9 protein-coding genes are annotated in these 13,493 nt (G+C 42.1%); 3 read left to right on the top strand and 6 right to left on the bottom strand.

The features are described 5' to 3' along the window. Positions 1 to 662: 662 nt before the first annotated feature. Entirely contained in the window at positions 663 to 1,637 is a 975-nt protein-coding gene (locus tag H5185_RS02125) for a DUF1852 domain-containing protein (protein ID WP_182741217.1), read from the top strand. A 44-nt stretch (positions 1,638 to 1,681) separates the two neighbouring features. Continuing rightward, entirely contained in the window at positions 1,682 to 2,728 is a 1,047-nt protein-coding gene (locus H5185_RS02120) for a methionine synthase (protein ID WP_182741216.1), read from the top strand. 64 nt (positions 2,729 to 2,792) lie between these two features. Here the strand turns inward: H5185_RS02120 and H5185_RS02115 are convergent, their stop codons facing one another. The 4 genes from H5185_RS02115 to H5185_RS02100 all read right to left on the bottom strand — a co-directional run bounded on the left by H5185_RS02115 (position 2,793) and on the right by H5185_RS02100 (position 10,258). Further along, positions 2,793 to 3,797, bottom strand: a complete 1,005-nt coding sequence (locus H5185_RS02115) for a hypothetical protein (RefSeq protein ID WP_220494392.1) — start codon at positions 3,795 to 3,797, stop codon at positions 2,793 to 2,795. Positions 3,798 to 4,059: 262 nt separating this feature from the next. Next, the gene (locus H5185_RS02110; RefSeq protein ID WP_124015170.1) at positions 4,060 to 6,744 is read right to left on the bottom strand and encodes a TonB-dependent receptor domain-containing protein; all 2,685 of its coding nucleotides are present in this window, start codon (positions 6,742 to 6,744) and stop codon (positions 4,060 to 4,062) included. Between the two features lie 86 nt (positions 6,745 to 6,830). Beyond that, on the bottom strand, positions 6,831 to 9,653 hold the full coding sequence (locus H5185_RS02105) for a hypothetical protein (protein WP_182696782.1): 2,823 nt from the start codon (positions 9,651 to 9,653) through the stop codon (positions 6,831 to 6,833). Positions 9,654 to 9,883: 230 nt separating this feature from the next. Beyond that, a complete protein-coding gene (locus H5185_RS02100; protein ID WP_182741214.1) occupies positions 9,884 to 10,258 on the bottom strand; it encodes a hypothetical protein in 375 nt (124 codons plus the stop codon). Positions 10,259 to 10,561: 303 nt separating this feature from the next. On the opposite strand from H5185_RS02100, the gene H5185_RS02095 reads away from it, so the two are divergent. Next, on the top strand, positions 10,562 to 11,770 hold the full coding sequence (locus H5185_RS02095) for a potassium/proton antiporter (protein ID WP_182741213.1): 1,209 nt from the start codon (positions 10,562 to 10,564) through the stop codon (positions 11,768 to 11,770). Positions 11,771 to 11,837: 67 nt separating this feature from the next. Here H5185_RS02095 and H5185_RS02090 read toward each other — a convergent pair whose 3' ends face one another. After that, the gene (locus H5185_RS02090; RefSeq protein ID WP_182741212.1) at positions 11,838 to 13,055 is read right to left on the bottom strand and encodes a M56 family metallopeptidase; all 1,218 of its coding nucleotides are present in this window, start codon (positions 13,053 to 13,055) and stop codon (positions 11,838 to 11,840) included. Next, complete coding sequence (locus tag H5185_RS02085; protein ID WP_124015175.1) at positions 13,055 to 13,429, bottom strand: BlaI/MecI/CopY family transcriptional regulator; 375 nt, start codon at positions 13,427 to 13,429, stop codon at positions 13,055 to 13,057. Before H5185_RS02085 ends, H5185_RS02090 begins: the two co-directional genes overlap by 1 nt. Between the last annotated feature and the right edge of the window lie 64 nt (positions 13,430 to 13,493).

The raw sequence follows: 13,493 nt of genomic DNA, 5'->3' as shown, positions 1-13,493 counted from the left end.
AAGACGTCAGGCTAGTTTTCGGTGGCAGGGTCGCTCTTTGGCACCTGACCCATATGGATATGGGGAATGTCATTTGATGTCGAGAACATTATTGACCATGCCGCCACGACATTCGTGATTCCATTCACATCAGCTCCCCATGGAAAACGTTAGAATTTTCACTCTTTACAAATCAGATGGACCGAAGCTGACTACAAATGAAGTTAAAAGCAAGATCCATTTTCGTCGCCATTTTTTCGCTGCTGTTGTTTGGTTAGATAGTGAAAATGTTGCAGGTTTTAGTACAAAAATATCTCCAGTCTCTTCAACAAGCACTGGCTAACAAGGTCAGATAGCCTGTTATTCAATGCTCATATTATCCAAAATGGTCATCCGACACCGCAAACTATGTCTAGGTAATCACGCTTAATTATAATCATGAATCCTGCTCATGTAGCAGGTGAAATAAAACCGTTTTTCTTCATGTTCCGACCCACGTATAAATAACTCATGCTTTTAGCGCCAAACAATATTACAGCTGCTCCCTAAGTAAGCCATCAGGCACCAAGCAAACAAAGCGGTAACAGCGACTTGCTCAGAAAATCAGTACGAATAGAACATATCGATAAAGAGCAAAACATACATTCCGGCTTTTAAATCACAAAATTGGATACCAGATCATCATGAATAAAGATTTCACATTTACGATTAAGAGCATTTGTCTCGATGAAAATTATCATCCATCAAACAATACACGTATCACCACCAACTTTGCTAATTTGGCCAGAGGAAGCTATCGCCAAGCAAACTTGCGCAACGCGTTGAAGATGATTGACAATAGTTTTAATGCCTTAGCGAATTGGGATAATCCTAAAGGCGATCGTTACTCCATCGAACTTGAAATCATTTCTGTTGATATGGATATTGAAGGCAGTGGTAAAACCTTCCCATCGATTGAAATATTGAAAACGAATATTGTAGATCATCAAACTAATCAACGCATTGAAGGTATTGTAGGAAATAATTTTTCCTCTTATGTGCGGGATTATGATTTTAGCGTATTACTGCAGGCTCATAATAAAGACCAGCCCAACTTCAGTATTCCAGATAACTTTGGCGAACTGCATGGCAAGCTGTTTCAGTATTTTGTTAATTCAGATGCTTACAAACAAAATTTTAACAAAACGCCTGTTATCTGCCTTAGTGTTTCAGATAACAAAACCTATCATAGAACTGAAAATCAGCATCCTGTATTGGGTGTTGAATACCAGCCAAACGAGTCGTCTTTGACTGAGCAATATTTCAAAAAAATGGGCCTACAGGTACGTTATTTTATGCCGCCAAATAGTGTTGCGCCGTTGGCTTTCCATTTCTTTGGTGATCTACTTAATGATTACACTAATCTTGAGCTTATAAGCACCATCAGCACCATGGGAACCTTTCAAAAAATCTACCGACCAGAGATTTATAATGCGAATGCCGCTGCAGGAAAGTCCTATCAACCCAATTTAAAGAACCAGGATCATTCATTAACGCAAATTGTTTATGATCGAGAAGAACGTAGCCAGTTGGCTAATGAGCAGGGAAAGTTTGCTGAAAAACACTTCATCAAACCATATCAAACGGTGCTTGAGCAATGGTCTGCCAATTACGTTTAATCGCTGCGTTTAATAATTACACCCAATATACGGCATGATTTATTATGAAAAAACTTATTAACAAAAGAATACTACCCACTTCAACTGCAGGCAGTTTACCTAAGCCTTCTTGGCTCGCTGAACCCGAAACACTTTGGTCACCTTGGAAACTACAAGGTGAAGAATTAATTAAGGGCAAACAAGACGCGTTACGTTTGTCATTACAAGATCAACAACACGCAGGCATTGATATTGTTGGTGATGGTGAGCAAACACGCCAACATTTTGTAACTACGTTTATTGAACATCTTAACGGCGTTGATTTTAATAAACGTAAAACCGTTAAAATTCGTGATCGCTATGATGCCAGTGTACCAACGGTTGTCGGCCCGGTTAGTCGTCAAAAATCAGTTTTTGTTGAAGATGCCAAGTTTTTACGTCAGCAAACCACACAGCCCATTAAATGGGCTCTGCCAGGCCCCATGACAATGATAGATACGCTTTTTGATGACCATTATAAAAGTCGCGAAAAGCTAGCGTGGGAATTTGCTAAAATACTTAATCAGGAAGCCAAAGAATTAGAAGCGGCAGGTGTTGATATTATTCAATTTGATGAGCCAGCATTTAATGTCTTTTTTGATGAGGTAAATGCTTGGGGGATTGCTTGTTTAGAAAGAGCCATTGAAGGACTAAAGTGCGAAACAGCTGTGCATATTTGTTATGGCTATGGCATCAAAGCCAACACAGATTGGAAAAAAACACTGGGATCAGAGTGGCGACAGTATGAAAAAGCTTTCCCGAAACTACAGCAGTCTAATATCGATATTATCTCACTAGAATGCCACAACTCTCATGTGCCCATTGAGCTGCTTGAACTCATTCGAGGTAAAAAAGTGATGGTTGGTGCCATAGATGTAGCAAGCAATATTATTGAAACACCAGAGGAAGTCGCCAATACCCTCCGAAAAGCACTTCAGTATGTCGATGCCGATAAACTATATCCATGCACCAACTGTGGCATGGCGCCCTTACCTCATCATGTCGCAAGAGGTAAGTTACATGCCTTGAGTGCAGGGGCTGAAATTGTTAGAAAAGAGCTCTCGGCCAAGTGATTGTTAAACCTTAGAGGTTAACATTTATTCAATTTAGGGGATTTCATCGCAGCGCGGGTGCAAATTACCTAAATTGAGTTCGATAAGCCTTTAAATCAACTTTATACAATGGCGCAGGTAGATTTTCAGACGTGATGTAAATACTGCGGCCATCTTGACTAAAACCCACCGCTTCGGCTTGTCTGATATTGGGTAAATTGATCTGTTGTGGCGGTGAAGAAAACAGCGTTAACCAATCGCCTGGCTCTGTTTGAGTAAAATAGAACGCGTGAGTGTAGGTTAATACCACCGCCGATAAGCCATCAGCAGAAATGTCCATTGCCGTAGGCTTTCCGGCAAAACCTATCCAAGTATAGATACTGGTGTAATCGAGCATCGCCGATGGTAACGGCGCTATCTCGCCCAACTTTTTAGCTTGCCTATTGAACTGTTTAGTTGAATTAGCGGCTAGATTGTTAGCTGAATGGTTTGATTCAGTTTGTCCTAAAGCAGGATCGATCAATGGCAACTCATACAAAATCGGCAATTTATCGCGTTTAGTCAGTAGCAGTATTTTTTGCTTGGCAACATCAACAGCTACAGATTCACTATCGTGAGCACCATCTCCATAGGTAAATGCCATACTCCAACTGGGTTTGACCGAGAGTAGTTTATTACCGTGTAATTGACTCAAATCAGGCTCTTTGATCAGATGTAATTGATACTGCGATCGTTGCGCCTGGTTATCACCGATATCGGCGATGAGTAAATAAGACTGATTGTGATACGTAAACGAGGCTATATCTTCCCAATCGATACTTTTTACCCCTTCAACGTTAACCGTTGCCAGCTGCTTACCGCTTGAGTCAATCGCAAACAATCGTGCCGAATCGCCGCTATCATTATGTACCCATAATACCTTGTCATTAAGTCGCGATATGGCTAAACCACTGGCCTCATCAATATCAGATGACACAATCGTACCGGCTTGAGTGAGCCCTAGAGGCATAGCACAAGCACTGGCTGATAACGCTAACATTATGTAAACACATATTTCAAGGTGAATGGATACGGATGATACTTTGGGCATTAAGGTGGTTCCATCGAGAGTTCAATCATGAGCGAATCTGTATTCTACCCAATTTGGAATGAAAAAGTGTCAATGTCTAAACTGGGGTTAATCTATTCATCATGAGGATAAGCTGAACTTATATGAGTTTCGCTGCGATATAACCTAAAAAGGCCACTTTCTTTGTTCCGAAGAAAGTGGCCGTGCACATTTTTAGCGATTGAAATGATGAGTAAAAATCACTAAAAACCAGTACTCTTCTAAGTCTTAAAACTAACGCGTATTAGTATTGATAACTAAACTGCAAGGTAAATTCAGTGCCAGGATCTTTGGCATAAACTTCAATATCTTGCTGTTGGTATTCCGTGGTTTCACCTAAGATATTCTTCGCTTTTAACTTCACAGTAGTGCTGGTTGTCGGGAAGAAACTATAGGTAAAATCTAGGCTGTGAAATGGCTTTTCTAATACATCATCTAAACCACCACGTCCGCCGTAGGCAATGCGTTCGCCAAACACGTTATATACCAATGTAGCACTGTGATAACTGTCTGATGAGTCGTAACTTAATTGTAAGTTAGCTACCCATTGTGAATGCCCAGTCATACGACGCGTTTGGTTGGTTGGGTCAATTTCGCCATTAGCAGCGATATTGATTTCTGAGTCGCCAAGGGTTAAGTTCCCCGCCACAAAGAAGTCTTCCCAAATACTGCCTTCGCTGCCCAAAAACGCCAATTCTTGTAAAAACTCGGTTTCAAGACCATACACATAACCCGACTCGGCGTTATAAAACTTCAGCTGACGGCCGGCTTCTGAAATACGTTGAATAGGTTCAATCGGTGCATCTACATCCTTATAGAACGCGCCCATACTGAAATTGTTACCCGAATCTGAGTAATATTCCCAACGTAAGTCGAAGTTTAGAATGTCGGAGCTCTTAAGTTCTGGATTACCGAAGAAATCAAAATCGGTAACCGGATCTTGGAAGCGAACTGGCGACACTTCACGTAGATCTGGACGCACTATGGTTTTACTTGCGCCTAAACGCCACTGAGTGGTGTCGGTTTGTTTCCAGGTTAATGATAACGACGGGAACCAACCATCTTCAGCGATGGCGTAATCAGCCAAATCGTAACGGCCACCTTCATCTGAAATCTGTCCATTTGGGTCAATAGGCAAAGTCACACGGCGGAAGTCTTCGTAGCGAAGACCAGCATAGACTCGCCATACATCGTCAAAGTCGATGTCCATGCTGACAAACGCAGCATCGTTTTTCTCGGCGGCAATGTAATCTTCAGTATCGGTTGACGCGTCTTTTAGCTCTAGCCCTAGAGTGTTGTCGTTGATATTTTTATCAGAGAAAATATCATTAAAGTCGCCGGATAAAATACCACCGTTAACATCTGTTGGACTTAAATCAACATCAAAACCTAAGCGAGTTGCATAGCTTTCTCGGGTGCGTTCAAAATATTCATAACCCGTTGTCAGTTTAATCACTGTGGCATCTAAATTGATTGGGTAAGTAAAGTCCCAGGCGTAGTTTTGAGTGTTATCTTCTAAGCGACTGTAGACATACTTAGGTGCATCTTGAGTGTTAAGATTGCGAGAGAGTAACTGGTTGTTTGCATCTAAAATCACGTTATAGGTATACGACACTTCATTTGGTGCATAACGCTCAGAACGTGCATCAGAAAACTTCCAATTAAATTCAGCGTCATTCAAATATTCAATGAAATGATGACCTTTTATTTGATTACTGATTAACGAACGTTCTTCGTAATCAATAGCATAAACTTGCAGTGCATTAGGCTCGCCTAAGGTATCGATAGTTTCTTCAATACCCGTTGATACGTCATCTGAGGTATCTTGAAGATAAGTGGTGAAGGTTTCGATTTTATGGTTGTAGCCAATTTCTAAACCTAAGTTCAACATGCCAGACACTTGCACTATCGAATCAGTGCCAACAATATCTTTTTGGTTTTCAACTTGCACTTGGCTGCTGTCGCCATCAAGTTCAACTTCACGTTTAGTGTAATTTTCAGCTTGTTTCTTGTACGACACCGCAGACAAAGCACCAAAAATGATGTCGTCGCTAATGTCCCAACGATCACCAATGGCAATATCACCGCGCACGGCAGGATCAGTACTTTGACTTTGTAGCGTCATGTCGCGATACATATCTAACGCTAACTCACGGTTAATTTGTTGCGCCGCAGGGTAGTTAATCGCTCCATTTGAGCCACTGACGATATCAATCGGGCTGATGCCACCGTATTGATCAATAGTATTATTAATGTTGCTTGGCATACCGCGGGTGCCATCGTCCTGGCCAGTCCAATCATCGCCACCACCGTTATAGGTGTAGCTGTCATTCGAGTCATTAGTGTTATAACGACCGCCTACTGAAGCTTTAAAAAAGAAATCTGCAGGGATAGATTTAGTACGAATATCCACATGTCCGCCACCAAATGCTGCTGGCGCATTGGCTGACGCTGACTTTTGCACCGATAACGATTCAATGATCGATGCTGGGAACATATCCAGTGGCACTACGTTACGGGTTGGATCCGGTGAGGGTACAGTCGCGCCGTTAAGCGAAGTACTTGAATAACGTTCACCCAGACCACGAACATAGATAAATTTACCATCTTTTAAGGTCAAACCTGTCACACGACGAAGCGCTGCTGCTGCATCACCGTCACCGGTTCTTGAAATTTGTTCTGAGCCCATAATATCGGCTACAGCAATTTGTTCACGACGCTCTTCGGTTGCTTCTGATGCTGAGCTGCGTAAACGCCCTGTCACTGAAATAACTTCAATGGGTTCAATCGGAATCACTTCACCAGGATCACGAACAGGCGCGGGTTCTTGCGAGTATACGGGGGTTGTGGTTAATAACGTTGCCGCAGAAATCACAGAGATAATGGCAAGGCTTAACTTATTAACGGTAAAACTCGGCTTGGTTTTCATACTTATACTATCCTGTATGCGGTTCAGAGATAGCCGCCCTTGCGAGCGGCTATTAATAGGTCACAGATTTAGTTCATCAAAGGTGATTACTGTGGAAAGTAAGCCCAACCTTGACGCCAGTCATTCTGGCCATCGAATGCACCAATAAAGTTGGTTGATTCGAAGAAGCTATCATCTGTACTTAAATCTTTACCTTTACCAAGTAGTGTTGTATCGGTTGCTGCTGGCATGCCGTCAGTGATAGTCACTGCCGTTGCAGAGTTACCTTGTTGACCCAAGAACCAGGTTTCAGTATTAATCGCGGTAGTACCTGAAGTCTTGAATGGCTCATTACAATCGATAATTGAATGAGACATCACTAAGGTGTTGTTATTCACGTTATCAACCAAGCTTGATACTGAACCATCTAGCTCTAAACACTCACCAGACTCAGTGTCAGCAGTACTACCTTTGCGGCCTTGCACCAGTACGTTGTATAACTCACCAGCAGTACCCACTCGAAGTAAGATACCTTCGCCGTTGTCACCGCTAGCGTTTGCAGTATCTGTACCGGGTAGAATAGTGAAGTTAGCTAACTTAGGGGCAGAAACAGGGGTCGCTGCTGCGCCAGCACTGCTGCTATCAGCTTCAATACCGCGGTTTGCATTGCCGTCTTCATGAGTGATGTAGACAAACTGTGCTTTACCCGTCCAACCATTGGTCCAGTCTAAGCTGTCATCGAAGTTGGCTGTTAAGTAGACATATTTCAAGTTTACAGCACCGCCCCAAAACTCAACGCCATCGTCGCCGTTAGCGTGAATTTGAATATGGTCTACTTGAGTTCCGCTGCCTACTGCCGCAAATGAGATACCGTTCATTTCTTGAGTATCATTGACTTTAAAGCCAGCATACTTAACTACTACGTAACTGATTTGTCCGCTGTTATCTGCGTTGTCGTTACCACCATATGGGAAGTCACCGACTTCAAACGATGCATCACAAGCCGTTTTATCTGGGCAGGTATTTGTTAAACCGTTACCTAAGATAACTAATCCACCCCATTGTCCGCGCTCACCAGTGGCACCGGCAATAACATCTTCTTCAGACGTCATTTCGATTGGGTGAGTAGCACTACCTTGAGCCATAATTTTAGAACCACGGCTAATGGCAATATAGCTGTTAGATGTCGCGAATAATTTAACACCCGCTTGAATTGCTAATGTTGCCGATGTGGTTTTATCTGCCCCGACAAGAACAGCGCCGCCATCAATTTTGTACATCACGTTCTGACCAGCAAGTAAGGTTGTGTTACTCAGAACATTCCCTTCTAGGGTACAAATAAGCGTCACTGATGCATCTTTATATAAACCCGCTGTCGCAGCTGAAGCTGTGGTGCCAACAGGACAAGAAGTTAACACCGGCAGCTCAGTTGGTGTTGGCGTCGCATCATCATGGATTGCTGTAGTCCAACCAGTCGTCCAATCATTTGTGCCGTCAAATGCACCAATATACTGGGCATTCACTAAGCGAGAATCAAGGTTGCTTAAGTCAGCTTTACCACCGGTTAAGGCTACCGATGATGAATTAGGCATATAGTCAGTTAAATCTGCTGCAGCAACTAAGTTACCGTCTTGGTCGTTAAACCATGCTTCAACATCTAATGCCAATGTACGGCCTTCTGCTGCATCTGCCTTAGCATTTTTAAACGGCTCAACACAGTCAATTAAACTGTTCTGCATGATTAATTCTGCAGTATTGGCATTGTTTACTGTGTCGTCATCGTTAACTTCTAAACATTCGCCCGAATCAACATCACCTTTAACGAGCATGTTATAAGCATTAACACCTGTGCCTTTACGGAACAAAATGCCTTCTGCATCGTCACCGCCACTGTTAGTGCCGTTAGCGACTTGGATAGTGAAGTTGGCGAGTGTTGGTTTCGACATAGGTAATGCGCTTGCGTCGCTGTTACTGTCGGCTTCAATACCACGGTTAGAACCATTATCAGCTTGACGAATATAAACGTGTTGTGCGCTACCTTGCCAACCGTTAGTCCAATCTAACGAGTCATCAAAGTTTTCTGTTAGTACGATATTGGTAACGGAAACATTGCCGCCCCAAAATTCAAAACCATCATCGTTATTCATGTGCACTTGTACGTGATCAACTTCAGTACCCGCACCTACAGCAGCAAAACTGATGCCGTTCATTTCTTGTGTGTCGTTAATTTTGAAACCACCAAACTCAACGCGTACATACTTGATTGAGCCAGAATTATCTTCAGTATCGTTACCGCCGTAGCTATGGTTACCCACTTCAAATGACGCTGAACAATTGGTTAAATCAGGACATGTGTTTACCGGTGCATTACCAAGCAACACTAAGCCACCCCACTGACCCGCTTTACCCTCTTGCCCTAAAGCGGTTTCAACTGAAGTAAATACGATTGGCGCAGTAGCTGTACCGTCGGCAATGATTTTTGAACCACGGCTGATCACTAAATAAGAATCGCTACCACCGAGTATTTTAGTGCCGGGCAAAATAGATAACTCAACCGAATTGGCGTTATCGCCACCGGCGATGACAGCACCATCTAGCTGCCAAACAACATCATTACCTAGTACAATTTTGTCGCCATCTTGGCCACCAGTAGTCACGGTTGATGCGGCGGTTGAAGGCGCTAATGTTCCTTTTAATACCCAAACTTCTTTTCCATCAACAGCAGTCATTGTGGTGCTTTTAGTTGCAAAGCCACTGTATGATTTTTCTTGAGCTGTCTGAGTTGGAGTAGTTGGCGTTGTTGGTGTGGTAGGGGTAACAACATCACTACCTGTATTGATATTAATATCGCCACCACAACCAGCGAGCCCTAATGTTGCAGCAAGAGCAGTAGAAAGTGCAGTCAGTTTAAAAAGATTTTTCAGTTCCATTATCATCTCCGGAGACGGATGTAAGCATGTGAGTAAGTTGGCTGGATGACAAACTAACCTGCAAAAATGACAAAGAGACTGCTTAAATATTACGCTTACATTTCATTAACATTTCAGAAATATTCAAGTTCAATGGTGCTGCGGCTTAGGAGGGATTTCACTTGCGAAAAAAATTAACAAAAAAGACAAAAAAATAACTTAACAACTGTTTGCATAACAAATAAGAGTGGTTAATTGATGCTGACATATACTGCCCATAAGCCAAATATCAGCGCACTAACACCAGCAGGTCTGAACCAACTAATACAATGTGTACCGGCCCATAAAGCAAACATCTTATGATATTTTTCAGTCATAAAAACTAGAAAAACTGCAATGGTAAACAGTAAGTTAGCTATCACCTCAAACACTAGCGGGAATGAAGTATTATCCGCATCGAGTAACAATGCTGCGCCAATCATTAACCGAGAAATGATTTCGACAGCATGAAAATACCTTTGGCGACTAAATAGAACAATAGCATCAGCAAAACCTTGTGGCTTAAGTAACATAAACAGCCCAACACAACTGATAATAACGCCCCAAACACTAATTAATATCGCCATGATGTCTCCACAATGCACTTCTATATGCAGATATTAGCACCAAATAATGTAATGAAAATGTGGCAAACCAATATTGTTGAGCAGGAAAAAAGATCTATCAATTATGATGAAAGCTAAAGTAGAGTGGCTCATAGCCGCTATTTATAAACTCTGATACCTGAACGCATGCTAGTTGGTGCAAATCGCTGATGAGTTATAAATTAATATTAATAACTATTAATAAATACTCATAAAGCAAGTTTGGGCTAATTTAATGTTAAAATAGCCATTTAGTAACGTTTAAATTAGCCAAGGAGTGCCTATATGCCATCTGATATCATTATTTTAGGGATCTCTATTCTTATTGCTATTGGCATTTTGCTCCATCACCCTTCTAAGACATTAGGCCTACCCTCACTCTTAATTTTCATGGGTGTAGGACTTGCCTTTGGTAATGGGGAATTTGGTTTTGTATACGATGATCTGCAACTGACCTCGTTGATTGGCACTCTCGCATTAAACACCATAGTATTTGTGGGCGGGCTGAATACACCAATGAAAAATATTCAATTTTCTTGGAAAGAAGGCGGCATGCTGTCCACTGCCGGCGTCATCTTCACGACAATCATTTTTGGCTTTATCCTGAATGCCTTACTCGACTTTAACCTCATTACTTGCATGTTATTTGCGGCGGTAGTGTCATCGACTGATGCTGCAGCCGTATTTTCTATTTTAGAATCCAAAAAACTTAAATTAAAACACGGCACCGGCACTATTTTAGAATTCGAATCGGCCACCAATGACCCGGTCGCCTTGCTGATGGTTGTCATGCTAACCGACTACATTATCAATAGTACTAACGGCGCTCCGACAACAATATCGATACTATTAAACCTAGGACAACAAATTGGTGTTGGGGCAATTATTGGCCTATTGATGGGTAAAATAACCGTTTGGACATTGAATCGTATCAAACTACCTGAATTTGGACTTATTCCTGTATTTATTTTGGCGACTTTTGCCATCACAGTATCAAGTACCGAAATATTAGGCGGTAACGAACTTATTGCGGTTTACATTACCGGAGTGATTATTGGTAACTATTTAAAGAAAGGTGCAGAAGTCAGTAAGCATTTTTTTAATGGGATTTCTTGGTTAGCGCAATCATTAATGTTTATTATTTTGGGCTTACAAATATTCCCGCAGCAGTTATTACCTGTGTTTATGGTGTCTTTACTGCCTGCTATCTTGCTTATTCTGGTGGCACGGCCATTAGCGGTGCAATTGTGTTATCTGCCCTTTAGGCAAGCAACTTGGCGCAAGCGTTTGTTTGTCTCTATGATAGGTCTAAAAGGCGCTACGCCAATTGTATTTGCGCTGATCCCCGCTGCGGCAGGTGTTGAAGGTTCGCGAGAAATGATCCACATGGTGTTTTTTATTGTGCTGATATCGGTCATTGTTCAAGGCGCAGCCATCGAACCACTTGCCAATAAACTGGGACTCAAATTAAAGCCCAAACCGCCTCAGGTTTAAAAATGATTCAATGCCCCATAGCAATGAGGCATTGAATCATTTTCAATATTGGCGATATAACTAAACCCTAATTTACTGTGATTCTCTCCACTGATTTTTCAGGCTGATGGATCACATAATCTAGCTGTACTTGTACGTCTTTAAAACCATCTGCTGAAGTTTGATACTGCCACTGTTCAAGCGCCTCAACTGCCGATGCGTCGAACATTTTTTTTGGCGCTGACTTCATTACCCTAACATTACTCACTTTTCCTGCTGGGCTAATATCAAATATCATTTGCACATAGCCGTTGAGCCCTTCTTTAGCGGCATCTATTGGATAGGTAGGCTCAATTCTGATTACTGGCATTGCCATAGCATCAGTGTTGGTTTTAGCCTTAAGATTGTCACCTGCCAATGCCTGCTGATTAAACATAAAGGCACTCATACCAATAACCAATGTCATTCCAATCAATGCTAGCGTGCTTTTTCCATGTTGCTTTTTCATCTGTAAGATCCTCTCTTTTAAGATAGTTTTGTCCCCATAAGGGGTGTGTAGCATGCTCAAAGGTGCATGCTGTGAATAGGCCAATAGTGTTTTGCTATAGGCAATTTTAGCTTGGGTTTTCATGTCGGCAGTCACTTGCGCATCACATGACAACTCTTGATCTTGTCTAAATCGGCGGTAGCTGAGCCACATCAAGGGATTGAACCAAAATAGAACCGTTAAGCCATAAGCCAATATATTCATCCACAAATCACCACGTTGATAGTGATACATCTCGTGCTGAATAATGGCTTGCTGCTGGCAGTCATCGAGTTGCATAAAGCTATGAGGGACTAGAATACTGGGGGTGAAAAATCCCGCTAACATAGGTGATTCAATCTGAGAATGAACCAGCACCTTAAGCTTGCTAGAGCTTACCTCTAGCGGTTTTGCATCATTAATTAACCGTTGCAGATTGGCGTATTCCATGACGATATTAATCACTAATAAGGCAACCACTGCGGCGTAGAGATAAGGCAAATAGCGTTGATCAAGTAAACCTGCCGACAAGGCAACAGTATCATTCGCCAACACATAATATTGCTCGATGACTGAGACGCTATTACTGCTGCCAAACCAGCTAAAGTGCTGCGGTAATATCATTTGCAGTAAATCGGCAAAAACAAAGAGCGGCACTGATATCCACATAAAATAGGTATAGTGCGCGCCAAGCTTAGACAATAAAAACCGATGTAATAGCAGTATTGCCAAACACACCATACTCAGTGAAAGGGTTTGTTCCATAAACCAATTGATCATCACTTTTGTTCCTTTTGCCAATCATCGAGTAAAGTTTGCAGGTCGGCGACATCTTCTGCCGACAGTTTGTTTTTCTGCGCAAACCCGGCAACCAGTGGGGTTAACTTACCGGCAAACATGCGATCCACAAAAGAAAGCGACTCTTTAACGGTATAGTCCTGCTCAGCGATTAACGGTGAATAATGGTAAACCCGCCCCTGTTTTTCAAAACTGACGGCTTGTTTTTTAACTAAACGATTAAGCAAGGTTTTCACCGTTTTCTCATGCATATCATGGCTTTGTGCTAAGGCATCAACCACTTCGCTCGAGGTTAATGGCGACTGTTGCCAAAGCTGCTGCAACACCACTAATTCACTATTGCTGATCTCTTTCATGCTATACCGCTCATTTGTTGTTAAAACTTGTGAAGACAAAAAAGGATTACAAACGTAATCTATT

Origin of the sequence: Shewanella sp. SG44-6, from assembly GCF_014164185.1 — a bacterium.
In the GTDB taxonomy this organism is placed as follows: Bacteria; Pseudomonadota; Gammaproteobacteria; order Enterobacterales; family Shewanellaceae; genus Shewanella; species Shewanella vesiculosa.
Note: the sequence above shows the minus strand (reverse complement) of the source record. Positions and strands in the feature narration are given on the sequence as shown.